Raw genomic sequence first — 25,156 nt, forward strand, 5'->3', positions numbered from 1 at the left:
GCGTCAGAAGGCGACCTTGTCGCCGCCCTTCAGGGACAGGATCTCGCGTGCCTCGTCAGGCGTCGCCACCTCCATGCCAAGCCCTTCGATGATCTTGCGCGCCAGCAAGACCTGTTCGGCGTTCGACTTGGCGAGCTTGCCCTTGCCGGCCCACAGGCTGTCCTCCAGCCCGACGCGGATGTTGCCGCCGAGTGCTGCCGACTGCGCGGCGATGCGCAGCTGGCTGGCGCCGGCGCCCAGCACCGACCAGCGGAACTGGTCGCCGAACAGCCGGTCGGCGGTTCGCTTCATATGGGCGACATCTTCCGGATGGGTGCCGATCCCGCCGAGCAGGCCAAAAACCGACTGCACGAAGAATGGCGGCTTCACCAGCCCGCGGTCGGCGAAGTGGGCGAGGTTGTAGAGATGGGCGATGTCGTAGCACTCGAACTCGAAGCGCGTGCCATTGTCGTAGCAAGTCGCCAGAATGTATTCGATGTCCTTGAACGAGTTGCGGAAAACGAGGTCGCGCGTCGCCTCCAGATGCGGCTTTTCCCAGTCGAACTTGAAGGTCTCGTATTTGTCGGCGAGGTGATAGAGCCCGAAATTGATCGAGCCCATATTGAGCGAGGCCACTTCCGGCTTGAACTGGGCGGCCGGGCGTACGCGCTCCTCGACCTTCATGTAGGGGCTACCGCCTGTGGTGATGTTGATGGCGGCATTGGTCCCTTGCTTGACGCGCGGCAGGAAGCGGGCGAACGCCTCCGGCGTCTGGTCGGGCTTGCCGGTTTCCGGGTCTCGCGCATGCAGATGCAGGATCGCGGCACCGGCTTCCGCCGCGGCGATCGCCTCGGAGGCGATCTGATCCGGCGTAATCGGCAGATAGGGCGACATGGTCGGCGTGTGGATCGCGCCCGTCACCGCACAGGTGATGATGACCTTGCCTTTGGCCGCCGATGCGCCTGATTTGCGGCTGGTCTCTTTCATTGTCCGAACTCCTGATCCGATTTCTTCTTGTGTGCCGCCAGTGCCATCAACCGGCGATCCCGCCAGACCTGCCGGTCACCCAGATTTTCCCTCGGCAGGCGCTTGCTGCGCTCGGCCTCGACCGTTTTCATGACATCGCCCGCCCAGTCGACGCGGCGCAGCATCTGCGGGAAGATGTTGGAATAAATGCCCTGGTACCGATCGACATAGTCACGCACGCCGCCGGGCGCGTTGAGGTCGATGGTCTCGAACGGCCCCATGAAGGACCAGCGCAGCGCCAAGCCGTCACGGATACCGATATCGACATCCTCGACACTGGCGTAGCCGTCCGCGACAAGCCGGAAAGCCTCCTCCAGCAAGGCGCCTTGCAGGCGGTTCATGATGAAGCCCTCGAGCTCGCGCTTCATCACCAGCGGCGCGTGGCCGGCATCGATGAGGAAGGCGCGCGTCTTCTCCAGCGTCTCGGCGGAAGTCCACGGCGCCGGCACCACCTCTGCCGCCGGGATGAGATAGGGCGGGTTGATCGGATGCACGACCAGGCAGCGGTGCCGCCCTTGCAGATGGTCGGTGAATTTCGACGGCAACAGCGCCGAGGTGGAACTGGCGACGATCGTTTGCGGCCCGGCAAGCCGATCGATCAGTGAGAACACCTCCCGCTTCACATCGAGATTTTCAGGCGTGTTTTCCTGGACATGGGTTGCGCCGGCCAGCGCCTCCGCCAGTTCGGCAACGATGGCGATGCGGGCAAGCACGGTGTCGACCGCCTGCCCGCGCAAAAGGTCATTCGTGGCGAGATCGCCGAGCACACCCTCTATGTAGCCGCGTGCGCCGCCCGTCGCGGCAGGCGACTGATCCCACATGCGCACATCATGGCCGGCGCGGGCGAAGCTGATCGCCCACGCGCGCCCGATGAACCCGCTTCCGACAATCGCGACATTGGCCATGGATCGATCCTCAAAGTGTTTCGACGTTGCCGTCGACGCCAAGCGACTGGCCGGAAATATTGATGCCCGCGTCGGAGAGCAGGAACGCCACCATCGAGGCGACGTCATAGGGGCTGGTCATGCGGCGCAGCGAGATGTTCTGCAGATAGCGCCCGGTCATCTCCTCGTGGCTGATGCCGACCTGTTTGGCGCGTGCCGCGATGACGCCTTCGATGCGTGGCCCCTCGATGATGCCGGGCAGGATGGCATTGACCCTGATGCCGTGTGGCCCAAGCTCCTTGGCGAGGCTCTGGGTGAAACCGATGACGCCGAATTTGGCGGCCGAATAGGGCGTGCGGAACGCGTAGCCATGGCGGCCGGCCGCCGACGACATCGACACGATAGAGCCGCCGCCGGCTGCCTTGATCAGTGGCACGGCGCGCCGGGCGCAGAGGAACTGGCCGGTCAGGCAGATGTCGATGCAGCGCCGCCAGTCATCCGGTTCGATCTCGTCCACACCGCCGGTCGGCCCGGCAATGCCGGCATTGTTGATCAGCGCGTCTAGCCCGCCGAGCTTTTCCTTGACCGTCTCGAACAGCCGGTCGACGTCCTCGTCGCGCGAGACATCGGCCTTGACCGCCGCGACCAGGTCGATCTTGGCCGGAGCCGCAGCCAGCGCCACGTCGGAGATATCGCAGACGACGATGCGTGCGCCGAGCCGCGACAGCGTGTCGGCGATGGCGAAGCCGATGCCACCGGCGCCCGCCGTCACCAGCACGCGCTGCCCTTTCAGCCCGGCCAGAAATTCGTCCGCCGATGCGGGTGCCTTTGCGCTCATCGTCCTGTCCTTTTCATTGCAGCCGCCGTTCGCGCAGCGCCATGACGGCGCTGAGAACGACCAGCCCGTAGAGAATTGCCCTGGTGGCGTAGGGCAGCGTGGTGCCGGCCAGCAGCATCTGCAGCGCCGTCAGAAGCAGCACGCCGCCGAGCATGCCGAGATAGTGGCCGCGCCCGCCGGTGATCAGCGCGCCACCGACCACCACGACTGCGATCGACGGCAAGAGATAGTCGTCACCCATGCCGAGGCTTGCCTGGCCGGAAAAGCCGGTCAGCATGATGCCGACAACAGCGGCGCAAACGGCCGATAGCATGTAGACCAGGATCAGCGTGCGCTCGACGCCGATGCCGGACAGGCGCGCCGCGCGCAGCCCGTTGCCGATGCCGTAGACCCGACGCCCGAACGGCGTGCGTCCAAGCAGCAGCACCGCGCCGGCCACAAAGACTACCATCAGCAGCACGACAGGCGTCACGAAACCGAGCCTGGCCGTCATGAACCAGCGCAGCATCGGCGAGGAAAACCCTGCCGGCGTTCCCTGCGAATAGACAAGCGCGAAGCCCTGGAGGATGCCGTTGGTGGCCAGCGTCATGACGATCGGCGAGATGCCGAGATAGGCGATGCCGAAGCCATTGGCGAATCCGACGGCGCAGGCCATCACCAGCACGACCGGGAGGGCGTAGAGGAGTGCGGCGTCGGAGCCATTGACCATGCCGGCCAGGATGATGCCGGAAATGCCGATCGTCCACGGCACGGAAAGATCGAGGCCGCCAGTCAGGATGACCGTCCCCTGCCCCAGCGCGAGAACTGCAAGGAAGGACGACAGCACCAGCAGCGAGTTCCAATACCCCGGGTTGAGGATGGCGTGGCCGAGCCAGACCTGGGTGACGATGACGATGATGAGCAGGCAGACATAGGCGGGCAGCGCATAGCGCAGCGTCTCGGCGTTGCGCAGGCGGAAAGCCGGGCGCGGCGATGCTGGACCGCGCTGGCCTTGCGAAGGTCCAGTGAGCTTGAGCCGTCGGTCGATCGGCTCGAGCTGCGAGGGCAATATGCCGGCGCGCCAGGCGGCGAGCCGGGCGCGGGCCGCGCGCAGTTGCACGGCAAGCACCGATGCGTGGGACAGGGATCCGGCAAGGGCCGCCAGCACCAGAATGGTGCCTTCCGCAATGGTCGAATAGTAAGCCGATACGTTGAGCACCAGCAGGATGTTCACCACCATCATCAGGATATAGGCGCCGAAGACAGTGCCCACCGGACCGCCCTGCCCGCCGCCAAGGCGCGTGCCGCCGACGACGACAGCCGCGAACATCGACAGAAGCAGCGGATTGCCGACCAGCGGGTCGGCGCTGCCGGTCTGCGCGCTGATGAACACGCCGGCAAGACCGTAGCAGCCGCCGGCGATGACGTAGACGGCAAAGCGCACCAGCACGACATTGATGCCGACGGCGGCGGCCGAATCCGGATCGCTGCCGACGGCATAGAGTGCCGTGCCGAAACGGGTTCCCTTCAGCCAGAACCAGGCGAGCAGGACCACGCCGATCACCACCAGCGGCATTGGCAGCCAGCCGGTGATCGCGTCGCCCAGATAGAAGGTTCCGAGATCGGGCGACACGAAGCCGCCGGGCTTATCCATCACCAGCAGCGTCACGCCTTGCAGGATGAACATGGTGGACAGCGTCACCACGATGGGTTGCATGCGCAGCACCGCGATGAAAAAGCCGTTGAAGGCGCCCACCGCCATGCCGACGCCGATGCCGACCGCCGTCCACAACAGGATGCTGGCGCCTGGGGCCATCGGATCCATGCTCGATGCCAGCACGACATTGACCAGCGAGATCACCGCGCCGGCGGACAGGTCGAACCCACCCGACAAGATGACGATGGTCTGGCCGACCGCCGCCAGCGCCGAGGTCGCGCCGCCGCTCGACAGGAACGACACGTCGAAATAGGTCAGTGGCCCGGCACTGATCCAGTCGACGATGAAAAGCAGGATCGCAAGCACGGCCGCGGCGATCAGCGCGCCGCGATGGCGCATCAGCGCACGGCGCAGGCCGAAACCAGCCGAAACAGGAGATGGGACTGCTGCGCTGCTCATGCGGCGACGTCCCCGGCATGGCCGAGCGCAGGCCGCATGATGGCAGGCTCGGTGATGGCGTTACCTTCGAGCTCGGCCGCGATGCGCCCGTCATAGAGAACCAGGACCCGGTCGCATTGGTGGACCAGTTCGGGAATTTCCGTCGAGTGCAGCAGGATCGAGCCGCCGGCGGCGACGTAGTTTCGCATCATCACATAGAGCTCATGCTTGGTGCCGACATCGATGCCGCGCGTGGGATCGAACAGAAGCAGGATGCGGCTCTGCGCCACCAGCCATTTGGCGATGGCGATCTTCTGCTGGTTGCCGCCCGAAAACGCCCCGGCCCGCGTCCACAGGGCGCGGCGGTCGACTTCGACAGTGGCAAATGCCGCCTCGACGGAGCGGATCTCGGCCGCGGCATCGACAAGGCCGAAGCGCGTGAAGCGCGAGACGACGGGCAGCGTGGCGTTCTGGCTGCCCGACAGTTTCAGGAACAGGCCTTCGGATTTGCGGTCTTCCGGCACCAGGCCAATGGCCATGTTGGGCCGCAAGGCATCCGCCGGCGAGCCGAGCCAGACCTTGCGGCCATCGACAAGGACGTCGCCCCGGGTGATTTCAGCCATGCCGAAGCAGGCCAGGAACAAATCCTGCTGGCCCATGCCTTGCAGTCCGGCAATGCCGAGGATCTCGCCCCTGCGCAGGTCGAAGCTCGCGCCGTCGAGCTTGCGCCCGACCTTCAGGTCGCGCACGCCCAGCACCGGCGGGCCAAAAGCCTGGGCGCCGTCCGGCTTTGGCGGAAAGGTCTGCTCAATGGAGCGACCGACGATCTTTTCGATGACATCGGCGTCGGAAACATCGGCTACCGGCGCGGTGACGATGTGGCGGCCGTTCCTCAGGATCGTCAGCGTGTCGCAAAAGGCGCGCACCTCGCGCATGCGATGGGTGATGAAGACGATGGTGGTGCCCGTCGCCTTCAGCCTGGCGACGATGTCGCCCAGCCAGTCGACGTCGCGGCCGGCGAGCGTCGAGGTCGGCTCGTCGAGCAAAAGGATGCGCGGCTTGCGGTAGACGGCCCGCGCGATCTCGATCTTCTGGCGCACCGAAAGCTCGAGCTCGCCGACCTCGGCATCGAGATCGACGGAAAAACCGAGTTCGTCGATGTGGCGGCGGACGGCCTTGCGCGCGGCGCCGCGCCTGATCAGCCCGGAGATGCCAACGGGTGCGTAGGGCAAAAGCATGTTGTCGAGGACGGACAGATCGCGCACCAGGGTCATCTCCTGGAACGCCGTCTGCACGCCGAGCGTATGTGCCACGCGCGGCGCACCGTAGCCGATCTCCTTGCCGAAGACCCTGATATGACCGGCACTCGGTCGCACCAGTCCCGACAGCAGTTTGACCAGCGTCGACTTGCCGGCGCCATTCTCACCCAGCAGCGCGTGGACGCTGCCGGGCGCGATGCGGAACGACACGCCGTCCAGCGCGACGGTCGGGCCGAAGGCCTTGCCGATGCCGTCGATCTCGATGGCGGGGAGCGCGGAATGTTCTGTCATATCCTCGATCGCAGGCTGCGCACTTTTGGACGTCGCGCATTGGCGCGGATCGACGATGCGCGGAGAAGGTTCCGTGCATCGTCGCGATTGCCTTGGGAGGCTCAGTTCTCCGGCTGCCCGACAAGCGCGGCGTTGAGGCCGATCTCGGGCGTCTGGTCCGAAAAGATCGAAGCGAACCAGCCGGGATTGGAGACCAGCGACGGCTTGAAGACGTTGCAGCCGGCCTTCATCTCCGCCCAGGTGCCTTCGTCGCACAGCTTGATCGTCTCGTTGGTGACGACCGGCAGCGGCAGGATCGTGGTCTTCGGCACGTCCTTGCCTTCGATCGCCTCGACGGCGAGTTTCAGCGCCAGCGCGCCGGAATAAGGCGGTGAGGCATAGGAAATGCGTTGTGCACCAGCCGGTGCATAGGGCGGAGCTGCTCCTTCTACTTCGGTGCTCGCAGGCAGCATCTGGATGCGGCCGCCATTGGAGCCCTCACCGGCGCAAGGCAGGAGTTCGCTGGCCTTCTTGCCGGCCTCGAGTTGCATGGAGTTCGCGGTGAAGCAGCCAACCTGCATCCACAGCCCGTTGATGTCGTTCCAGCTGCGCGTGGCGAGGATCTTGGAGAGCTCGGTGCGGGCAACCGCCTGGCTCCACATGCCGACAGCCTCGCCGACAATCTTGATATCGGGGTACTTGGCAAAGACCTCCTTGGCGGCCTTTGTCCGCTGATCGTCGACGGATGTTCCGGGAACACCCGTAATGGCGATGATGTTGCCCTTGCCATTGAGCTTCTTCACCAGCCATTCGGCGGTCACCCTGCCCGCTTCCAACTGGTCGATATGAACATTGTAGGCACAGGGCTCGGTGATCTCGGCGTCATAGGCGAAGACCTTCACCCCCTTGTCGCAGGCATTCTTCACGACCTGGTTGAGCGCGGTCGGCGAGATCGGATAGACGACGATCGCCTCGGCACCGCTCTGCACCATGGCGTTGATCTGCTGGATCTGGCGTTGTGCGTTGGGTCCGGCGACCTGGACCTGCAGGTCGACCTTGTCGGCAAGGCTCTTGTGAGCGGCCATGGCCTTGACCATGTTTGCCGCCTCGGCCTGCCAGTCATTGCCGATATAGCTCATGCTGAGAAAGATCTTGTGCTTTTCGGCGGCTTCAGCAGCCGACAGCCCAGAGGCGCATACGGCCATGCCGGCCAGCAGCGCGAGCCGCCGGACTTTCAATCCGATACCCATGTGAATTCCTCCCGATACGAACGACCGAATGCCTCCCGAGGGCACGAACCGTAGCCCTCGTCATTCGATGTCGGAGACCGTATCATGATTTGATCAAAGATCAATGATGAAATATCCTTACGTCAAGGCTACGGTCGCCAACGCTTGACGCGGCAGCCGGAACGCTGCATTCCGGGAACGGTTATGGCGCGGCCTTTGCGCCGAAAGGTTGATGGGAAATGGCCGGAGCGGCGTTCAGGAAGCCTGGTGTCGAGATCGTGCCCTTGTCCAGGGAGACCCTGCAGGACAGGGTCTATCGCCATGTCACCGAGTTGATCCTCGACGGCAGCATCGTGCCCGGCGAAATGGTGACGGTGCAGAGCCTCGCCGACGCTTTCGGAGTCAGCCCGATGCCGGTCAGGGAGGCGTTGCGGCGGCTGACCGCGGCCAATGCCTTGATGGTCGTTTCAGGCCGCTCGATCGGCATTCCCGCACTCAGCCGCGCGCGCCTCGTCGATCTCAGGAATGTCCGCTTCGAGATCGAGGCGATTGCCGCCGCCTGGGCTGCCGAGCGCATCGACGATCGGGGCATCGCGCAACTCGGCCAGCACTTGGCCGCCCTCGAACAGGCCAATGCGGCGGGAGACGTCAAATCCTATCTGCGCGCAAACTATGCCTTCCATTTCTCCATCTACCGGGCGGCCGGCTCGGAAAATATCCTCAACATCATCGAGAATCTGTGGCTGCAGATCAGCCCCTATTTCAACATGCTGCATGATTCCGGAAACTATTCGACCGCCAACGAACACCACCAGGCGATGTACGCGGCGCTGTGCAACCGCGACGCCGAGGCCGTCCGCCAGGCGATCCGCGCCGATATCGACGCCGCTTTCGACGTTCTGGTCGACCTGCTCAAATAGGTCGCGGCGGCAAAAGACGGGATTTTTCCCGTCAGGATAGTCGCCTCTGGAATTGACCCCAAATTAAGCTATGATGCGCTTGGTATTTCTTGGCGGCGGCTTCGCTCCCCCCTCGAATGCCGGAGGAACGGGACATGGCCGTAGCGCTTGTACTCGTTTTGATCGTCGTGGGCTCAGTGTTGTTTCACCTCCTGAGCCCATGGTGGTGGACGCCGATTGCCTCGAACTGGGCCTATATCGACAACACCATCATCATTACCTTCTGGATCACCGGCGTCGTCTTCGCCGCCGTCGTGCTTTTCATGGCCTATTGCGTGTTCCGCTTCCGTCATCGGGAGGGAAACCGCGCCGCCTACGAACCGGAGAACAAGCGGCTCGAATCGTGGCTGACGATCGTCACCGCGGTAGGGGTCACGGCGTTGCTGGTTCCCGGCCTGTTCGTCTGGAGCCGATTTGTCAACGTCCCGAGCGACGCGACCGAGGTTGAAGTCGTTGGCCAGCAATGGCAGTGGAGTTTCCGCCTGCCCGGCAGGGACGGCAAGCTTGGAACATCCGACACCCGCGACGTCACCGCCGACAATCCGCTGGGCGTGATCCCCAAGGATCCTAATGGCCAGGACGATGTCGTGGTCGAAGCGGCCGATCTGCATCTGCCGGTCGGCAAACCGGTCAAGATGCTGCTGCGCTCTATCGATGTGCTGCATGATTTCTATGTGCCGGAATTCCGCGCCAAGATGGACATGATCCCGGGCTCGGTGACCTATTTCTGGTTCACCCCGACCAGGACCGGCACCTTCCAGGTCCTGTGCGCCGAACTTTGCGGCCAGGGACATCCGATGATGCATGGCGTGGTCATGGTCGACACACAGCAAGACTACATGGCCTGGCTTGGCCAGCAGCAGACTTTTGCACAATTGTCGGCGCCCAAGCAGACGGGGTCGGCGGACGAGACGACGGGACAGACGGCGGCGCTGGGTCCCGAAATTGCAGCAAGGCTCGAAACGGTCGGGTCTCGCTGAAAAGGACACGGAGGTGTTCCTATGGTCGACATCACGCCTGCAGATGGCATCCCGCCGGCCGAGGTCGCGGAAGTCGAACTCTACCATCCGCACGGTTGGTGGACCAAATACGTCTTCTCGCAGGACGCCAAGGTCATCGCCGTCCAGTATTCGGCGACGGCAACGGCAATCGGCCTGGTCGCCCTGGTGCTGTCCTGGCTGATGCGGCTGCAACTCGGCTTTCCCGGCACGTTCGACTTCATCACCCCGGAAGCCTACTACCAGTTCATCACCATGCACGGCATGATCATGGTGATCTACCTGCTCACCGCCCTCTTTCTCGGCGGCTTTGGCAACTATCTGATCCCCCTGATGGTCGGCGCGCGCGACATGGTCTTTCCCTATGTCAACATGCTGAGCTACTGGATCTACCTGCTCGCCGTGCTGGTTCTCGTGTCGAGCTTCTTCGCGCCCGGCGGACCGACGGGCGCCGGCTGGACGCTCTACCCGCCGCAGGCCATCATGAGCGGGACGCCAGGCGGCCAGGACTGGGGCATCATCCTGATGCTCTCCTCGCTGATCCTGTTCATCATCGGCTTCACGATGGGCGGCCTCAACTATGTGGTGACCGTGCTGCAGGGCCGCACGCGCGGCATGACAATGATGCGCCTGCCGTTGACCGTCTGGGGCATCTTCACCGCGACCGTCATGGCGCTGCTCGCCTTTCCGGCGCTGTTCGTCGCCAGCGTCATGATGCTGCTTGACCGAGTGCTGGGCACCAGCTTCTTCATGCCGGCGATTTCCGAGATGGGTGAGCAGTTGCAGCACAATGGCGGCAGCCCGATCCTGTTCCAGCACCTGTTCTGGTTCTTCGGCCATCCCGAGGTCTACATCGTGGCGCTGCCGGCCTTCGGCATCGTATCCGACCTGATCAGCACCCATGCGCGCAAGAACATCTTCGGCTACCGGATGATGGTCTGGGCCATCGTCGGCATTGGCGCGCTGAGCTTCGTGGTCTGGGCGCACCACATGTATGTCAGCGGCATGCACCCCTATTTCGGCTTCTTCTTCGCCACCACGACGCTGATCATCGCCATTCCGACCGCCATCAAGGTCTACAATTGGGTGCTGACCCTATGGCGCGGCGACATCCATCTCACCATACCAATGCTGTTTGCCCTGGCCTTTATCGTCACCTTCGTCAATGGCGGGCTGACCGGCCTGTTTCTTGGCAATGTCGTCGTCGATGTTCCGCTATCCGACACGATGTTCGTCGTCGCCCATTTCCATATGGTCATGGGTGTCGCCCCGATCCTCGTGGTTTTCGGCGCGATCTACCATTGGTATCCGAAGGTCACCGGCCGGATGCTCGACGAAACGCTGGGCCGGTTCCATTTCTGGGTCACCTTCCTCGGCGCCTACCTGATTTTCTTCCCCATGCACTACCTCGGCCTGATGGGCGTGCCGCGGCGCTATGCCGAACTGACCGACATGACGATCATGACGGAGTCGGCTCATCACCTGAACTCGTTCATCAGCATCATGGCCTTCATCGTCGGCTTCGCCCAGATGGTGTTCCTGTTCAACCTGATCTGGAGCATCCGCCATGGCCGCGAGGCCGGCGGCAATCCGTGGCGGGCCACGACCCTCGAATGGCAGACGCCGCAAACACCGCCGGCCCACGGCAATTTCGGCAAGGACCTGCCGATCGTCTATCGCTGGGCTTATGATTACAGCGTACCGGGTGCCAAGGAAGACTTCATCCCGCAGAACATGCCGGGCTCCTTCGGCCCCTCAAGGGAGCCGGCATGAGCGTCATCCTGGTCTTCCTGCTCGTCATTGCCGGTTTTGCCGGATGGTGGCTTTCGCACCAGAGGCTGATGGCCAAGCCATGGCTCGAGCAAGGTCTGGCCAGTGATTTTGTCGGCCTCGACCGGTCGGCCCTGCCAACAGCCAAGATCGGCCTCGGCGTTTTCCTTGCTGTCGTCGGCTGCCTGTTCGCGCTCTTCACCAGTGCCTATTTCATGCGGATGGCGGTGTCGGACTGGCAGCCGCTGCCGCTGCCGCGCCTGCTCTGGCTCAACACCGGCGTGCTGGTCCTGAGCAGCGTGGCCCTGCACTGCACTTCGGTGGCGGCGCGCAGGGGGCAGATCGACACCGTACGGCTCGGCCTTGCCACGGCCGGGCTCACGACGCTCGCCTTCCTGGTCGGACAGCTCATGGCATGGCGGCAGTTGACCGCCGACGGCTATTTTCTGGCCTCCAATCCGGCCAACAGTTTCTTTTACCTGATAACCGGCATGCATGGCCTGCACGTGTTGGGAGGGCTGGTGGCACTGGGCAGGACCACCACGAGCGCCTGGGCTGGAACGCGGCCGGAACGACTTCGCCTCGGCGTGGAACTATGCGCCATGTACTGGCATTTCCTGCTTTTCGTCTGGCTTGCCATCTTCGCGCTGCTGGCCGGCTGGGCCGCGACGTTCATCGACATTTGCCGGCAGATGCTGACCTAAGGGGATCAAGCGGATGGCAGAAACACTGACACATATCGGCCAGACGGAGCCACGGCCCACAGGTTGGCGAGGCATTGCCGCCGATTGGTCCTCGGATCAGCGCGCGTTCAAGAACGTGTCCTGGGGCAAGGCCATGATGTGGATATTCCTGCTCAGCGACACCTTCATCTTCGGCTGCTTCCTGCTCTCCTACATGACCGCGCGCATTTCGACACGCGTGCCGTGGCCCAATCCCAGCGAGGTCTTCGCGCTTCGCATCGGCGGCTCGGATATCCCGCTGATCCTAATTGCCATCATGACGTTCGTGCTGATCTCCAGCAGCGGAACGATGGCCATGGCGGTCAATTTCGGCTATCGCCGGGACCGCCGCAAGACGGCCATCCTCATGCTTCTGACCGCGGCGCTCGGCGCGACCTTTGTCGGCATGCAAGCCTTCGAATGGACCAAGCTGATCACTGAAGGGGTGCGGCCCTGGGGCAATCCCTGGGGTGCCGCACAATTCGGTTCGTGCTTCTTCATGATCACCGGTTTCCACGGCACCCATGTGACGATCGGTGTGATTTTCCTGATCATCGTGGCGCGCAAGGTCTGGCGCGGAGATTTCGACACCGGACAGCGCGGCTTCTTCACCAGCCGCACGGGTCGCTACGAGAACGTCGAGATCATGGGACTGTACTGGCACTTCGTCGATCTGGTCTGGGTGTTCATCTTCGCATTCTTCTATCTTTGGTGAGAGGCAGACATGGCAGAAGCAACCGCAAACGGCCTCGGACAACACGCACTTCATGCGGGTCATGCACATGAAGCGCCGGCGGCCGTCACCCATGCCGACGTGCATCAGGAACATCCGATCAAGCTCTATCTGGTGGTCTGGGCGTGGCTGTTCATCCTCAGCACCTGCTCCTACCTGGTCGATTATTTCGGCCTTCACGGCTATCTCAGATGGTCGCTGATCCTGATCTTCATGATCCTCAAGGCAGGGCTGATCGTCGCTGTCTTCATGCACATGGCCTGGGAACGGCTGGCGCTGGCTTATGCGATCATCCTGCCGCCGATACTGGTGCTGGTGTTCGTGACAATGATGGTCTTCGAAGCCGACTACACGCTTTTCACCCGGCTGGCATTTTTCGGAGCCGGACCCTGAAGCACGAACCGCATTCCGATCTTGCCACCGCGCCTCGAAACCATCAGCCGCTGGTCTATTTTAGTACCGGAAACGACATAAGGAGAATGACTGCCCTCGTTTCCGCACGCGTCGCGAACTCCGGCAAAGGGAGGCCAAGATGACGATCGCAACCAGACTGAAGGACTTTATCGACAGGAAGGGAATCTCATACGACACAGTCGCCCACCATCGCACGTCCACCAGCAGACAGTCCGCCATCGCGGCGCATATACCCGGCAGCATAGTGGCCAAATCGGTTGTTGTTCACCACGAGCTCGGCTATGCGCTGGCCGTGGTTCCAAGCACGCACAGGATCGAGCTCGGCACATTGCAGGACGTCATGGACAAGCGTCTCGGACTAGCCTCCGAAGACGAGGTGACTTCGCTCTTCGCTGATTGCGACACCGGCGCCGTTCCGCCGATCGGCGCACCTTACGATGTGCCAGTGATTGTCGATGACAGCCTCGGCGATGCCGCCGACATCTACTTCGAAGGCGGCGACCACAGAACGCTGGTGCATGTCAGCGGCGAGGATTTCCGCAACTTGACCATGGGCGCATACCGCGCCCGCTTCAGTCACCGGGCCTACTGACGGCTTCGATCAAGCTCGCACCGGCATGCCGAGCAATTCCAGGAAAAGTGTGATCGGTTTTCCCCGGGAAAGCGCGTAGCGCTTTCCCGTGGGAATTGCGTTAAAACAAACGGATAGAGCGTTTTACCGTTTCCGTGAAACGGTAAAACGCTCTGGCCGGTGCGGTGAAGCAAAAACGTCCTCAACTCGTCGGTCTGGCGGGCGATTCCACAACCTTGCGGTAGACATGCCAGGTGGCGTGGCCGAGGATCGGCAACACGACGGCGAGCCCGACGAACACCGGCAGCGAGCCGATGATCAGGCCGACGGCGACGATCAGTCCCCAGACAGCCATCACGATCGGGTTCGCCAGGACCACGCGAACCGAGGTGTGGATCGCTTCATAGGCGCCGACATCGCGGTCGAGCAACAATGGGAAGGCGACGACCGTCGTGCACAACACCACCACGGCAAAGACAAAGCCGATGGCGTGCCCCAATATGATCAGCGTCCAGCCACGTCCGGTGGCAAATATCGCGTTGATGAAGCTGGATATCGATTCCGGCGGAGCCGGGCCGAAAAGATATTCGTAGAATATCTTCGCCGTCAAAAGCCACGTGATGAAGATTGCAAACAGCATGATCCCGACCGCCGCGATGGCCGGCAGCGCCGGAGAATTCCTGACCTCGAAAGCGTGCCTCCAGGAGGTGTCGAGCCCGGCTTCCCGTCTACGGCTGATTTCATAGAGGCCTATCGCCGCGAAGGGGCCAACCAGCGCAAAGCCAGAAACCAGCGGAAACAACAACGGCAAAGCATTGGCGCCCGAAGTCCATGCGGCGAGCACGACGCCCACGAGCGGATAGATCAGGCAGAGAAAGACGATATGCGACGGTTTAACCATGAAATCATCGACGCCCCGCCTGAGCGCGTCAAAAAGGTCGGAAACAGCGATTTTTCGAATTTTGGTATGTTCCAGCGTCTCGCTGGCGCCTGCTATCACATGAAAACTTGCCATGACCGTTCCTCCAGACTGGGTCCGGAAAGGTCGCGATTTAGCGGTGCTGCCGTCTGCGTGACTGGCCACGCAAAACCGCGACCTGCACCGCCACCAATATACTCTCTTGTGAGGGACTTGTCGCCCGTTGTTGGGCTGCACGGCTGGCTCTGGAAACCCTTCTTCGATATGCGCACGCTGCGCCGCGTGTCTCTTTTTTGGACACGTAAACACGCTGGAGCACTTGGATTGGCGCATGATCCTTTGCGAACCGGAGATCGGCGCAGCAGAGTCGATCCCGATGTTCAGGACCATGCACTGGGTCGAATGCGAAGGTCATGGACGCAAGGACGCTTCTCATACTCGGCCTTGGCATAATCATTCTGCTGTTGCTGGGATTCTGTGCGCTGCCATCGTGACAGCACTGCTGGGTCTTCGGCAAAGCACTCGCCGACCGGCCAGAGCGGTTCGCGGATGGCGATCTGCGCTCAGGCCCCGGCTGAGATCAGCACGCGCATGGCAATGGTGTCGGCAAGCAGCGCGGCGAAGATCGCGAAAAGATAGAGGATCGAATAGGCAAACAGCGCCTTGGCGGGTTTCAACTCCGTTTCAGAAGCCGCCAGAACCTTCCAGGAATGCCAGATGAAACCGGCGCCCAATGCGACCGAAGCGATTCCGTAGTAGCCGCTGGCGAATCCGAAGAACCAAGGCAGCACGCCGACCGGCGCCAGAAGCAAGGCATAGGCGAGGATTTGCCTACGCGTCGAAGCAGGGCCGGCCACATTCGGCATCATCGGAATGCCGGCAGCGGCGTAGTCGCCAACCTTGAACAGCGCCAGCGCCCAGAAATGCGGCGGCGTCCACAGAAAGATGATCAGAAACAGGATGAGGCTTTCGATGCCGATGGCGCCAGTTGCGGCCGCCCAGCCAATGACAGGAGGAAGGGCACCAGCCGCGCCGCCGATGACGATGTTCTGCGGCGTCGAGCGCTTCAGCCACATCGTGTAGATGACGATGTAGAAGAAGATGGTGAAGGCCAGCAGCGATGCGGCAAGCCAGCCTACCAGTACGCCGAGTGTCATGACCGAAAGCGCGGAAAGCACAAGGCCGAAGCCGAGAGCTTCGCCCGGCGTGACGCGGCCCGACGGAACCGGCCGTTTTGACGTGCGTGACATCAGCGCGTCGATGTCCGCGTCGTACCACATGTTCAGGGCCCCCGCCGCTCCTGCTCCGATCGCAATCGCACCGATTGCGATCAAGGCGATGACCGGATTCATCGCGCCGGGCGCCACCATCAGGCCGACGAAAGCGGTGAATACGGCAAGCGCCATGACCCGCGGCTTCAAAAGCGCGAAGAAATCGGCCGCCGTCGCTTCCGAGAGGCGGATGGAGGTATCCTTGAGGCGGCTTTCCCTAGTCGACATCTCGGACGACCACCGATGGATGGCGAGGGAGCCAGGTCACTTGGAGAACGTTTTCAGATAGGCAATGACGTTGGCCACGTCCGCATCGTTCTTGAGTCCGGGAAACGTCATTTTGGTGCCTTTGACCATGGCCTTGGGATCATGAAGGTAGGTCGTCAGCGTTGGCTCGTCCCATTTGACGCCGGATTTGCCGGCAGCAACCATGGCATCGGAGTATTTAAAATCCGGATGCGTACCGGCCGTGCGGCCGATGACGCCGTGCAGCGATGGACCGATCTTGTTCTTGTCCTCGTTTGCGATGTGGCAGACTTGGCATTTGGTGAAGACCTTCTCGCCAGCCGCGGCATCCTGTGCCTGCGACGGATGCGCGATGAAGATCGTAACGGACACCCCAGCGAAAAACGCTATAGCACGCATGGCATTTCCTCCCTGATCGCCATTTATGCCTCGGACGATCGCGCCTGGGCAGAATATCTCTCCCCAGTGGAATTGCGGTACCAACATACCATGGAATTCAGGCGGCGGGTAGAAAAAGCCAAGCATTGCGAAGGTTTAGAACCCGGCCGCGCTCAAGGCGGCTTGGTCCGGCAGCTTCCGGCGATCTGCTCGACCGCCTCTTCGAGCCCAGCAAGGTCGAAATCCGCCTGGCCGCGGCCTGACAACAAGCCGAACCGCCAGGAAAGCGACAGCCGGCTTGCGGGAAAAAGGCGCTTGATGCCGTCGGCACCGTCGCGCACCAGCATTCGGCCGCGCGACCCGACCGACCAACTCTCGTCGAACTTGCCGCCGCCGTCGACGGCGACCGACATGGTGATCTTGCGGCTGGCCGAAACCCCGTCATTCAACTGCAGCCATTCGGTCCAGCGCGGTTCGCCGTCTGCCCGGCAGGCAATGGTCAACACCGGGCTGTAACTCAAGGCACCGCCACCCGTGATCAGCTTGTTGGTGCCATGAAGCGAAGCGGTGACAAGGCCATCGTCGTCCGTACCGAAGCGCCACTCGCCGGCAAGCGCGCCGGCCTGGGCAACATCGCAGGCGAAGGCCAGAACGAGCGCCAGGGCGACGGGACGCACCTTTTCGAAGAATAGGCTCAACGCCCCCTCCAGGAACCACACGGTTTGCAACAGCAGCGCAGATAATGATCAACGCCAGGTATCGCCAAGTGCCATTTCCCGCAAAGCGAATCGGCTGTTGCAGTTTCGCAACGAAAAAGGCCGCCTCAAGGGCGGCCTTCGTCGATTCCATCAAATGCGGGAACTTATTCGGCGTCCTTGGCGGCTTTTTTCTTCGGCGCGGCCTTCTTCTTCGGCTCTTCCGCCTCGTCGCCCGCCCTGGCTTCAGCCTTCTTGGCCGCGGCCTTTTTCGCCGGCTTGGCCTTGGTCGTGGTTTCCGCGTCCTCGTCGTCGGCCATCAGCTCTTCCTTGCTGACCTTGACGTCGGTGACCGAGATCTGGCCGAGCAGGTGGTCAACCACCTTCTCCTCGAACATTGGTGCGCGCAGCGCGTTCAGCGCCTCGGGGTTGCTGCGGTAGAACTCGAAAGCTTCCTGCTGCTGGTTGGCCGGGAAGCGGCGAACCTGCTCGAACAGGCCACGCTGCAATTCCTCGTCCGATACGGTGACACCGGCCTTCTCGCCGATCTCCGCCAGCACCAGGCCGAGACGCACACGGCGTTCGGCAAGACGCAGATATTCGGCGCGGGCTTCTTCTTCGGTCGTCTCTTCGTCGGCGAAGGTGCGGCCGGCGGCTTCCAGGTCGCGGGTGACCTGAGCCCAGATGTTGTTGAACTCGGCCTCGATGAGCTTCGATGGCGCCTCGAACGAATAGGCGGCATCGAGCTGGTCGAGCAGCTGGCGCTTGACCTTCTGGCGTGTCATCGAGCCGAACTGGTTCTCGATCTGGCCGCGCACGATCTCACGCAGGCGCTCCAGCGATTCCAGGCCAAGGTTCTTGGCGGTCTCGTCGTTGATTTCCAGCTCGCCCGGCTTCGACACTTCCTTGACGGTGACGTCGAACGTGGCTTCCTTGCCGGCCAGATGTGCCGCCTGGTAGTTTTCCGGGAAGGTCACGGTGACCTGCTTTTCGTCACCGGCCTTGGTGCCGATAAGCTGATCCTCGAAGCCAGGAATGAATTCCTTGGAGCCCAGTACCAACGGCTGGTCGGTGCCGGCGCCGCCGGCAAAGGCCTCGCCGTCGATCTTGCCGACATAATCGATGCTGACACGGTCGCCTTCGGCGGCCTTGCCGGTCTTCGGCTCATAGCTGCGTGCCGATTCGGCAACGCGCTTGACCTGGTCGTCGATCTCGGCCTCAGGCACGTCGAACACCTGACGCGTCACCTTGATGTCGGAGAAATCCTTGATCTCGATCGCCGGGATGACCTCATAGTTGAGGCGGAACTCGAAGTCGGTACCGCCGGCCAGGATCTTCTCGGCTTCCTTCTCGTCCTCGGTCATGATGACTTCGGGCTGCATGGCGGCCTTTTCGCCGCGGCCCGTAATGATCGAACGGGTGGAGTCGTTGAGGATCTCGTTGACCACTTCGGCCATGAACGACTTGCCATAGACCTTGCGCAGGTGCTGCACCGGCACCTTGCCCGGCCGGAAGCCGTTGATGCGAACCTTGTTGCGCGCGTCCGAGAGCCTCGCCATCAGCTTGGCTTCCATGTCACCGGCCGGCACGGTGATCTTGATCTCGCGCTTGAGACCGGAATTAAGCGTTTCGGTGACCTGCATCGTAAAACCTTTGTTTTCACCAATGAGACTGCCACGGCCTCTGCCGTTTACAGCCTGCCGGTATATTCTTGCCGGGAATGGCTTTTGGTACGGAACCTGGCGATTTGACCGAAATTACGGCTCAAACTCCCCCAAACTGCGTTCCAAAATGTGAATAAGTTCTTGTTTTTCCTACTTCTTATCACATTCTGTAGAAGCGGATCGTCGCGTCCCGTCACATTTGACACGCCTTTTGTCACAGGCGAGCCTAATTTTCAACAGTCTTCGCGCTTAGGCGAATAACCAACGTTTCGGCCCTGGCCGACATCTCGTCTCTGACATTGACAGAATGATGGCTACATGGGATTGCCGGACGATGCGGATGTGGCGGAACTGGTAGACGCCCTGGATTTAGGTTCCAGTGCCGAAAGGCGTGGGGGTTCGAGTCCCTTCATCCGCACCAATTTTTTCGGCCAATGACTGCTCCGAATGAAATCCAACTTTCAAGGAAGACCCTTGAAATAGTTCGTTGACAGGTTCTTACTTGCAGCGGGCAGGTTGGGGCTCTGTCGAGCTGTGCGCGTAGTTTCTCTAGTTCTGGCGGTAGGGTCAATTGTCGCGGCAGCAACATGTAAGGTTGAGGCCCTAGAGTACACGGCTGTTTCGTCTCCAGGGCAGCAGCCGTTTCTTGTTGTGTCCGGCGAGTTCAAAGACAATGAACCCCTGAACGCCTTTAGCAACGCGGTTGTGAGCAGCGGCGCCCGGAGGATCGTATTCAACTCCCCCGGCGGCAACGTCGGCAGCGCGCTTCGGTTGGGGCGTATGATCCGCGCGGCAGGGTTGGATACGCTTCAGCTTCGCCAACTGCAGTGCGCCTCAGCCTGCTCACTGGCCTTCTTGGGTGGCGTCCACCGTGTTGCCGAACCAGATTCTATCGGCATTCATCGGGCTTGGTTGAAATGGACTGACGGGATGTCCAGAGAAGAAGCCAAGGCCCGTGTCCAGCTCGGAACGGCCGCAATCACATCCTATGTAGTCGAGATGGGAGTGGACCCCGAACTGATTGAATTGGCTTCGAGCTTTGACAAGCATGACATAAGATACCTATCGGCCAGCGAAATGGCAGAGTTGCGTGTGACCAATGTCGCAGCGAACCAATCGCCCGCGGATACATTGCAGGTGTCGACGAGGCCAGATCCTGCGCCCGTGCCGCTGCCTGCGCCCGACGCAAGGCAACAGGCGGAGAGCGCTGCGGTCGCTTTCGTCAAGGATCTGATCGAGCATCATGGCGACAACGACGATTTCGCTCTTGCTCAAGTTCAGGCGTCCTACGCTCGCACAGTCGACTATTATGGCAAGTTGACGAACCTGAGTTCGATCCTTCAGGACAAGAGGAACTATTACCGGCGATGGCCTGAACGCATATACAACGTCCGCAATGACAGCATTGCGGTCACCTGTGCAAACGATCGCTGCATGGTGTCTGGCGCGTATGACTGGGTTGTGCGCAGCCCCTCGATACACAAGCAGGAAAAAGGCGTAGCAGACTTTAGTTACACAATATCGACTGGTCCCTATCCCAAAATCGTCGCCGAGACGAGTAAGGTCCGGAGTTGATCAGTGGAGTTCTCCATCCCTGAGTCAATGAACTTTCTTGCGAAAAATCTGTTTGGCTATTTCGTATAATGGCACACACGGGCTCCCCAGTGGGGTACGACTGCCGCGCTGCCGCAACGCCTGTACGGCAAAGACCTTACACTTGATTTAGGGGGTTCTGGTCTCTCGATTCGCACCGATGACCGGGATCCATCGTTATTAATATAGCGGCTCCTCGAACAGCGTCTTGTCGCCGTCCACCAGCGCCTTGATCTGCGCGGTGCCGTCGCTGGCAAGGGCAAGCCTTATCCCGAACGGGCGCACCCGCATGTCATCCTGGATCGCCATCCCCTCGCCTTCCGGCAGGTAGAACCGCTCGATGCCGTAGTCCGGCGCGATAGTCATGCCCTCGCTGCGCAGATCCCAGCCTTCGGCGACATGGCCTGCAATATCGGCCTCGTCGGCCGCGGCCGGCGTCGGCGCCTTGCCGAACCAGGCGGTGGTCGGTGTCCAATAACCGTCGGCGCCCTTTTTCAGGCGCACGACGATCGAAGTGTCGTCGCTGGAGAACTTGCCGGCGGGAATGTTGGCGATCATCTTCACTGGTATGCGCGAAATGTCATAGCCGAGGATGATATAGTCGCCGCGCAGCAGATCGCGCGGATCGACAGGTTCGATCTTCAAGAGCACTTCCTTGCCGTTGCGCAGGATCGCCGCCCGGCCGGCGATGATCCAGCTCAGGAACCCGATCTGGACGAGCGCCAGCACCAGCGCCGAGATAACAAGCCTCTTTCCGGTCATCATGCCGTGGCTCCCCCCGTTGCCGGGCCCTTCATGCGTTTTTCGACGCGGATGATGATGATCGCCAGGATGCCGAGCAGCACCGCGGCAGCAAGGAAGAAGCCGGCCGTGTCGAGCATCGACTGCAAGGTAACGACATAGATGATGGCTAGCTCGAAGGCGAAGCCGAGATAGGCAAGCCAGCGCAGGCCCCGGCTCTCCCGTCCAGCCAGCACGATGGCGGCGACGATGCCGGCCAGCGCGACGACCGAGGCAATGCCGAAACCGCTATTGTAGGTGCTTTCGTCGGCGAGTTCGAACTGGATGATGGCCAGCCCGGTAAGGAAGCCGAGCAGCGCGTGCAGGGGCAACCGGCCGCCGAGCTGAACGATCCTGTCGACAGGTTCCGGTGCAAAGACAGCAGCCGCAAAGAGCACGGCGGACGCAATGACCAGGGGGATCGCCACCGGCAGCGTCGCGTGATTCCCGGCCAGCAGCACGAGATAGAAGAGCAGCGACAGGATGATCAGATGCCGTGCGGCCTGGCTGCGGGTCCAGAACGAGACGGCGAACAGCACGATCGCCATGACGACGAAGGCATGTGGAAACGCGCTGCGGCTGTAATAATCGAACCCCTTCAGGAACAGCCAGGCGTCGGCGATGCCGACCGAAGCGACGGTCAGCGGGTTCGACCGGAGCGCGATCGCCGCCAACGCCGTACCGGCGCCCCAGGTGACGAGCGCGGAAGCCTCGTCGCCAGACAGATGGTACATCTGGCCGATCAGCGCGATCGAACCGCCGAATGCAGCGGCAGCCACGATCCACAGCGCTTCGCCGATCGCCGCGTGGTCGCGCGTCTTCAGCACCGCGCCGCCGACATAACCGCCAAGGATGATGGCAAACAGCGCCGCGACCCGCGCTAGCCGCGGAATGGCATCCCAGTTGGCAGCGACGAAGATCAGGATGGCCGCGCCGAACAGCAGGGCCGCCATCATGGCCAGGATCGAACCGAAGCTCAGTGCTTTGCGCGTAGTCGCCTCGATGTCACGCGTCAGGGCATCGGCCGTCGCGGCGTCGATCAGGCCTGCCTGGAGCCACCGCGCAATGTCGGATCTGACCCGTGTCGAATAGCCCGCCATGTCCTGCATCCCCCACAAGGTCGTTTTTTTAGCCGAACCAGCCAAACCGTTGACGTCACGGCACTTTCCGATTCTGGCTTCTTTGTGTCAGGTCCGTGAAGGCGCGTTAATGTTGCATTGCACAATTTGCATTGCTGCCATGCAGCCATAGCGCTTTTAAATCGATATGAGCCCGCCTACTTATAGTTCGTACACAAACGGAATGATCCGCAAGAAAGACGAAACGAGAACTACCATGAACCTGATCCGCAACTATCGCAACTGGCGCCGCTACCGGGACACCGTGTCCGAGCTGAGCCGCCTGAGCAACCGCGAACTGACCGACCTCGGCATCAGCCGCAGCGACATTCCTTACGTCGCTCGCAAGGCGGTCTAATTCTTCGGACCGCAAATGGTCCGAACAAGTTTCCGAAAAGAGAACGACAATGAACCTGATCCGCAACTATCGTAACTGGCGCGTATATCGCGAGACGGTTACCGAGCTGGGTCGCCTTTCGAACCGCCAGCTGCATGATCTCGGTATCGTCCGCGACGAAATCAAGATCATCGCCCGTCGGGCGATCTAGGGGAATTTCGCTGGGGTCGACCTCCTCCCCGACCTCCAGCGAACGGTCAGCCCTTATCCTCCTCCCGAGGGTTGACCACCAAAACGGCGCCCGTCGCACCTCCTCCCGCGGCGGGCGCTGTTCCCGGGGCAAATGAATTTTGCTCCAAAGGGTTTCGCCCCTTTTCAAAACGCGAAAGAGATTTCGTCAAAGCCGACCTCCTCCCCGGCAATGACGAATAGGTCCAACCTTCACCTCCTCCCGAGGGTTGGCCAACCAAACGGCGCCCGCCGCACCTCCTCCCGCGGCGGGCGTTGTTTCTCCGGGGCAAAATGAATTTTGCTCCAAAGGGTTTCGCCCCTTTTCAAGACGCGAAAGAGATTTCGTCAAAGCCGACCTCCTCCCCGGCGATGACGAATATGGTCGATCTTCACCTCCTCCCGAGGATCGACCCCCAAAACGACACCCGCCGGACCTCCTCCCCCGGCGGGTGTTGTTGTTTCCAGCGCCTGGTTCACCATCTGCGGTTTGCCCGCACCAAGCACGGCAATTGCATTCGCCGCCCCAAGCGATTATTCCGGCGCTCATGAGCAAAAATCCCATACACATCATCGGCGGCGGTCTCGCCGGTTCCGAAGCCGCATGGCAAGCCGCGCAGGCCGGTGTTTCCGTCGTGCTGCATGAAATGCGCCCGGTTCGCGGCACGGACGCGCACAAGACCGATGGCCTGGCCGAACTCGTCTGTTCCAATTCCTTCCGCTCCGATGACGCCGAGAACAACGCGGTCGGCCTGCTGCATGCCGAAATGCGGCTGGCCGGCTCGCTGATCATGAGCGCGGGTGACGCAAACCAGGTGCCGGCCGGCGGCGCTCTGGCTGTCGACCGCGACGGTTTCTCCGAGGCCGTGACGAAAAAGCTCGAGGCGCACCCGCTGATCACCATCCAGCGCGAGGAAGTGCCTGGCCTGCCGCCTGCAGATTGGGACCAGGCAATCGTCGCCACGGGACCGCTGACCGCGCCATCGCTTGCCCAGTCGATCGCCGAAGCGACCGGCGCCGATGCGCTCGCCTTCTTCGACGCCATCGCGCCGATCATCCATTTCGACACGATCGACATGGACACCTGCTGGTTCCAGTCGCGCTACGACAAGGTCGGCCCCGGCGGCACCGGCAAGGACTACATCAACTGTCCGATGGACAAGGAGCAGTACCTTGCCTTCGTGCAGGCGCTGGTCGACGGCCAGAAGACCGAATTCAAGCAATGGGAAGGCACGCCCTATTTCGACGGCTGCCTGCCGATCGAGATCATGGCCGAACGCGGCGTCGAGACGCTGCGCTACGGGCCTATGAAGCCGATGGGCCTGACCAACGCGCACAACCCCACAGTCAAGGCCTATGCCGTCGTCCAGCTGCGGCAGGACAATGCGCTGGGCACACTCTACAACATGGTCGGTTTCCAGACCAAGCTGAAGCATGCCGAGCAGGTCCGCGTCTTCCGCACCATTCCGGGCCTGGAGAACGCCGACTTCGCCCGCCTCGGGGGCCTGCACCGCAACACCTACATCAATTCGCCGACCTTGCTCGACGCCTCGCTGCAGCTGAAATCGCGCCCGGGCCTGCGCTTCGCCGGCCAGATCACCGGCTGCGAAGGCTATGTCGAAAGCGCCGCCATCGGCCTGCTCGCCGGCCGCTTCGCCGCCGCCGAGCGGCTCGGCCACGCACATTCGCTGCCGCCGCTCACCACGGCCTTCGGCGCGCTGCTCAACCACATCACCGGCGGCCACATCGTTTCCGACGACGAGCCGGGCAAGCGCTCCTTCCAACCGATGAACGTCAATTTCGGCCTGTTCCCGCCGGTGGAAGCGGTGAAGATCGAAGGCAAGCGCCTGCGCGGCAAGGACAAGACGGTCGCCAAGCGCCATGCCATCACCTCGCGGGCGCTGGGCGATTGCCGGCAATGGCTGGGGCTGCCGGCGCGGGCCGAGGCAGCGGAATAATTTATGGCTGACAGGCTGCCCCAGGGTCTTACCGCCGGATTTGCCGAAAAGCGATGAAGCTTTCATCTGCGACTATGAGGTTATCTGGAGCATCTACATCAGATGCAACAACCGGCAACAGCTACGCGCGGTTCACATACCGGCGTTTGAGGCGCTGATCGGCCAACCCCATGGCGGCGAATGTTGGCTTACGAAAATGAAAATTACAATGAGAACCGCGTCCGAAGCCTCAAGAGGATCGTT

General features: G+C 61.9%; 24 protein-coding genes and 1 tRNA gene. 12 read left to right on the plus strand and 13 right to left on the minus strand.

Annotated features, from left to right (window positions below; translation table 11 throughout):
- Window positions 1–3: 3 nt before the first annotated feature.
- The 6 genes from ACVILI_RS21555 to ACVILI_RS21580 all read right to left on the minus strand — a co-directional run bounded on the left by ACVILI_RS21555 (window position 4) and on the right by ACVILI_RS21580 (window position 7,580).
- Entirely contained in the window at window positions 4–966 is a 963-nt protein-coding gene (locus ACVILI_RS21555) for a BKACE family enzyme (protein WP_019858519.1), read from the minus strand.
- A complete protein-coding gene (locus tag ACVILI_RS21560) occupies window positions 963–1,910 on the minus strand; it encodes a 3-hydroxyacyl-CoA dehydrogenase (RefSeq protein WP_038647204.1) in 948 nt (315 codons plus the stop codon). Before ACVILI_RS21560 ends, ACVILI_RS21555 begins: the two co-directional genes overlap by 4 nt.
- 10 nt (window positions 1,911–1,920) lie before the next feature.
- Complete coding sequence (locus tag ACVILI_RS21565) at window positions 1,921–2,727, minus strand: SDR family oxidoreductase (protein WP_019858521.1); 807 nt, start codon at window positions 2,725–2,727, stop codon at window positions 1,921–1,923.
- A 13-nt stretch (window positions 2,728–2,740) separates the two neighbouring features.
- A complete protein-coding gene (locus ACVILI_RS21570; protein WP_064984172.1) occupies window positions 2,741–4,822 on the minus strand; it encodes an ABC transporter permease subunit in 2,082 nt (693 codons plus the stop codon).
- Window positions 4,819–6,351 carry a sugar ABC transporter ATP-binding protein gene (locus ACVILI_RS21575; protein WP_038647208.1) on the minus strand — a complete coding sequence of 511 codons (1,533 nt, stop codon included), beginning with the start codon at window positions 6,349–6,351 and terminating at the stop codon, window positions 4,819–4,821. The genes ACVILI_RS21570 and ACVILI_RS21575 overlap by 4 nt, the downstream gene beginning before the upstream one ends.
- 101 nt (window positions 6,352–6,452) lie before the next feature.
- Window positions 6,453–7,580 (minus strand): sugar ABC transporter substrate-binding protein, encoded by a 1,128-nt coding sequence (locus ACVILI_RS21580; RefSeq protein WP_038647209.1) that lies wholly within the window; start codon window positions 7,578–7,580, stop codon window positions 6,453–6,455.
- A gap of 218 nt (window positions 7,581–7,798) precedes the next feature.
- Here ACVILI_RS21580 and ACVILI_RS21585 point away from each other — a divergent pair, with 218 nt between their 5' ends.
- From ACVILI_RS21585 to ACVILI_RS21615, 7 genes are all read left to right on the plus strand, one after another.
- A complete protein-coding gene (locus ACVILI_RS21585; protein WP_019858525.1) occupies window positions 7,799–8,479 on the plus strand; it encodes a GntR family transcriptional regulator in 681 nt (226 codons plus the stop codon).
- 134 nt (window positions 8,480–8,613) lie between these two features.
- On the plus strand, window positions 8,614–9,498 hold the full coding sequence (locus ACVILI_RS21590; protein WP_032921106.1) for a cytochrome c oxidase subunit II: 885 nt from the start codon (window positions 8,614–8,616) through the stop codon (window positions 9,496–9,498).
- Between the two features lie 21 nt (window positions 9,499–9,519).
- A complete protein-coding gene (gene ctaD, locus ACVILI_RS21595; protein WP_064984168.1) occupies window positions 9,520–11,289 on the plus strand; it encodes a cytochrome c oxidase subunit I in 1,770 nt (589 codons plus the stop codon).
- Window positions 11,286–11,990 carry a cytochrome c oxidase subunit 3 gene (locus tag ACVILI_RS21600; protein ID WP_064984166.1) on the plus strand — a complete coding sequence of 235 codons (705 nt, stop codon included), beginning with the start codon at window positions 11,286–11,288 and terminating at the stop codon, window positions 11,988–11,990. Before ctaD ends, ACVILI_RS21600 begins: the two co-directional genes overlap by 4 nt.
- Before the next feature lie 13 nt (window positions 11,991–12,003).
- Window positions 12,004–12,723 carry a heme-copper oxidase subunit III family protein gene (locus tag ACVILI_RS21605; RefSeq protein ID WP_038647213.1) on the plus strand — a complete coding sequence of 240 codons (720 nt, stop codon included), beginning with the start codon at window positions 12,004–12,006 and terminating at the stop codon, window positions 12,721–12,723.
- 9 nt (window positions 12,724–12,732) lie between these two features.
- Window positions 12,733–13,134 carry a cytochrome C oxidase subunit IV family protein gene (locus tag ACVILI_RS21610; protein ID WP_019858531.1) on the plus strand — a complete coding sequence of 134 codons (402 nt, stop codon included), beginning with the start codon at window positions 12,733–12,735 and terminating at the stop codon, window positions 13,132–13,134.
- A gap of 139 nt (window positions 13,135–13,273) precedes the next feature.
- Window positions 13,274–13,747, plus strand: a complete 474-nt coding sequence (locus ACVILI_RS21615; protein ID WP_038647215.1) for an aminoacyl-tRNA deacylase — start codon at window positions 13,274–13,276, stop codon at window positions 13,745–13,747.
- Window positions 13,748–13,928: 181 nt separating this feature from the next.
- On the opposite strand, the gene ACVILI_RS21620 is transcribed toward ACVILI_RS21615, so the two are convergent.
- The 5 genes from ACVILI_RS21620 to tig form a co-directional block, all read right to left on the minus strand.
- Window positions 13,929–14,741: a DUF2189 domain-containing protein gene (locus ACVILI_RS21620; protein ID WP_038647217.1), complete on the minus strand. Its 813-nt coding sequence runs from the start codon at window positions 14,739–14,741 to the stop codon at window positions 13,929–13,931.
- Between the two features lie 467 nt (window positions 14,742–15,208).
- Window positions 15,209–16,144, minus strand: coding sequence for a heme o synthase (locus ACVILI_RS21625; protein ID WP_038647219.1), 936 nt, complete (start codon window positions 16,142–16,144; stop codon window positions 15,209–15,211).
- A gap of 36 nt (window positions 16,145–16,180) precedes the next feature.
- The gene (locus ACVILI_RS21630) at window positions 16,181–16,561 is read right to left on the minus strand and encodes a c-type cytochrome (RefSeq protein WP_038647221.1); all 381 of its coding nucleotides are present in this window, start codon (window positions 16,559–16,561) and stop codon (window positions 16,181–16,183) included.
- 152 nt (window positions 16,562–16,713) lie between these two features.
- The gene (locus ACVILI_RS21635; RefSeq protein ID WP_038647222.1) at window positions 16,714–17,238 is read right to left on the minus strand and encodes a hypothetical protein; all 525 of its coding nucleotides are present in this window, start codon (window positions 17,236–17,238) and stop codon (window positions 16,714–16,716) included.
- Between the two features lie 164 nt (window positions 17,239–17,402).
- On the minus strand, window positions 17,403–18,878 hold the full coding sequence (gene tig / locus ACVILI_RS21640) for a trigger factor (protein WP_038647224.1): 1,476 nt from the start codon (window positions 18,876–18,878) through the stop codon (window positions 17,403–17,405).
- A 357-nt stretch (window positions 18,879–19,235) separates the two neighbouring features.
- Between tig and ACVILI_RS21645 the strand changes: the two genes are divergently transcribed.
- A tRNA-Leu gene (locus ACVILI_RS21645) sits at window positions 19,236–19,320 on the plus strand.
- A 230-nt stretch (window positions 19,321–19,550) separates the two neighbouring features.
- On the plus strand, window positions 19,551–20,474 hold the full coding sequence (locus ACVILI_RS21650; RefSeq protein ID WP_019858539.1) for a COG3904 family protein: 924 nt from the start codon (window positions 19,551–19,553) through the stop codon (window positions 20,472–20,474).
- 198 nt (window positions 20,475–20,672) lie between these two features.
- On the opposite strand, the gene ACVILI_RS21655 is transcribed toward ACVILI_RS21650, so the two are convergent.
- Together ACVILI_RS21655 and ACVILI_RS21660 are read right to left on the minus strand one after the other, a co-directional pair.
- Window positions 20,673–21,257 carry a GDYXXLXY domain-containing protein gene (locus ACVILI_RS21655; RefSeq protein ID WP_020628892.1) on the minus strand — a complete coding sequence of 195 codons (585 nt, stop codon included), beginning with the start codon at window positions 21,255–21,257 and terminating at the stop codon, window positions 20,673–20,675.
- On the minus strand, window positions 21,254–22,372 hold the full coding sequence (locus tag ACVILI_RS21660; protein WP_038652836.1) for a DUF2157 domain-containing protein: 1,119 nt from the start codon (window positions 22,370–22,372) through the stop codon (window positions 21,254–21,256). The genes ACVILI_RS21655 and ACVILI_RS21660 overlap by 4 nt, the downstream gene beginning before the upstream one ends.
- A 235-nt stretch (window positions 22,373–22,607) precedes the next feature.
- Here ACVILI_RS21660 and ACVILI_RS21665 point away from each other — a divergent pair, with 235 nt between their 5' ends.
- The 3 genes from ACVILI_RS21665 to trmFO all read left to right on the plus strand — a co-directional run bounded on the left by ACVILI_RS21665 (window position 22,608) and on the right by trmFO (window position 24,913).
- The gene (locus ACVILI_RS21665; RefSeq protein WP_013531315.1) at window positions 22,608–22,748 is read left to right on the plus strand and encodes a DUF1127 domain-containing protein; all 141 of its coding nucleotides are present in this window, start codon (window positions 22,608–22,610) and stop codon (window positions 22,746–22,748) included.
- Between the two features lie 49 nt (window positions 22,749–22,797).
- Window positions 22,798–22,938 carry a DUF1127 domain-containing protein gene (locus ACVILI_RS21670; protein ID WP_019858543.1) on the plus strand — a complete coding sequence of 47 codons (141 nt, stop codon included), beginning with the start codon at window positions 22,798–22,800 and terminating at the stop codon, window positions 22,936–22,938.
- 565 nt (window positions 22,939–23,503) lie between these two features.
- Complete coding sequence (gene trmFO / locus ACVILI_RS21675; RefSeq protein ID WP_038647226.1) at window positions 23,504–24,913, plus strand: methylenetetrahydrofolate--tRNA-(uracil(54)-C(5))-methyltransferase (FADH(2)-oxidizing) TrmFO; 1,410 nt, start codon at window positions 23,504–23,506, stop codon at window positions 24,911–24,913.
- The last annotated feature ends 243 nt before the right edge of the window (window positions 24,914–25,156 follow it).

The organism is Mesorhizobium sp. USDA 4775 (assembly GCF_054062655.1).

Excerpts from the sequence above, each read along its gene's own strand:
- ACVILI_RS21555 (WP_019858519.1), bottom strand. The coding sequence starts at position 966 with ATGAAAGAGACCAGCCGCAAATCAGGCGCATCGGCGGCCAAAGGCAAG.
- ACVILI_RS21560 (WP_038647204.1), bottom strand. The coding sequence starts at position 1,910 with ATGGCCAATGTCGCGATTGTCGGAAGCGGGTTCATCGGGCGCGCGTGG.
- ACVILI_RS21565 (WP_019858521.1), bottom strand. The coding sequence starts at position 2,727 with ATGAGCGCAAAGGCACCCGCATCGGCGGACGAATTTCTGGCCGGGCTG.
- ACVILI_RS21570 (WP_064984172.1), bottom strand. The coding sequence starts at position 4,822 with ATGAGCAGCGCAGCAGTCCCATCTCCTGTTTCGGCTGGTTTCGGCCTG.
- ACVILI_RS21575 (WP_038647208.1), bottom strand. The coding sequence starts at position 6,351 with ATGACAGAACATTCCGCGCTCCCCGCCATCGAGATCGACGGCATCGGC.
- ACVILI_RS21580 (WP_038647209.1), bottom strand. The coding sequence starts at position 7,580 with ATGGGTATCGGATTGAAAGTCCGGCGGCTCGCGCTGCTGGCCGGCATG.
- ACVILI_RS21585 (WP_019858525.1), top strand. The coding sequence starts at position 7,799 with ATGGCCGGAGCGGCGTTCAGGAAGCCTGGTGTCGAGATCGTGCCCTTG.
- ACVILI_RS21590 (WP_032921106.1), top strand. The coding sequence starts at position 8,614 with ATGGCCGTAGCGCTTGTACTCGTTTTGATCGTCGTGGGCTCAGTGTTG.
- ctaD (WP_064984168.1), top strand. The coding sequence starts at position 9,520 with ATGGTCGACATCACGCCTGCAGATGGCATCCCGCCGGCCGAGGTCGCG.
- ACVILI_RS21600 (WP_064984166.1), top strand. The coding sequence starts at position 11,286 with ATGAGCGTCATCCTGGTCTTCCTGCTCGTCATTGCCGGTTTTGCCGGA.
- ACVILI_RS21605 (WP_038647213.1), top strand. The coding sequence starts at position 12,004 with ATGGCAGAAACACTGACACATATCGGCCAGACGGAGCCACGGCCCACA.
- ACVILI_RS21610 (WP_019858531.1), top strand. The coding sequence starts at position 12,733 with ATGGCAGAAGCAACCGCAAACGGCCTCGGACAACACGCACTTCATGCG.
- ACVILI_RS21615 (WP_038647215.1), top strand. The coding sequence starts at position 13,274 with ATGACGATCGCAACCAGACTGAAGGACTTTATCGACAGGAAGGGAATC.
- ACVILI_RS21620 (WP_038647217.1), bottom strand. The coding sequence starts at position 14,741 with ATGGCAAGTTTTCATGTGATAGCAGGCGCCAGCGAGACGCTGGAACAT.
- ACVILI_RS21625 (WP_038647219.1), bottom strand. The coding sequence starts at position 16,144 with ATGTCGACTAGGGAAAGCCGCCTCAAGGATACCTCCATCCGCCTCTCG.
- ACVILI_RS21630 (WP_038647221.1), bottom strand. The coding sequence starts at position 16,561 with ATGCGTGCTATAGCGTTTTTCGCTGGGGTGTCCGTTACGATCTTCATC.
- tig (WP_038647224.1), bottom strand. The coding sequence starts at position 18,878 with ATGCAGGTCACCGAAACGCTTAATTCCGGTCTCAAGCGCGAGATCAAG.
- ACVILI_RS21655 (WP_020628892.1), bottom strand. The coding sequence starts at position 21,257 with ATGATGACCGGAAAGAGGCTTGTTATCTCGGCGCTGGTGCTGGCGCTC.
- ACVILI_RS21660 (WP_038652836.1), bottom strand. The coding sequence starts at position 22,372 with ATGGCGGGCTATTCGACACGGGTCAGATCCGACATTGCGCGGTGGCTC.
- ACVILI_RS21665 (WP_013531315.1), top strand. The coding sequence starts at position 22,608 with ATGAACCTGATCCGCAACTATCGCAACTGGCGCCGCTACCGGGACACC.
- ACVILI_RS21670 (WP_019858543.1), top strand. The coding sequence starts at position 22,798 with ATGAACCTGATCCGCAACTATCGTAACTGGCGCGTATATCGCGAGACG.
- trmFO (WP_038647226.1), top strand. The coding sequence starts at position 23,504 with ATGAGCAAAAATCCCATACACATCATCGGCGGCGGTCTCGCCGGTTCC.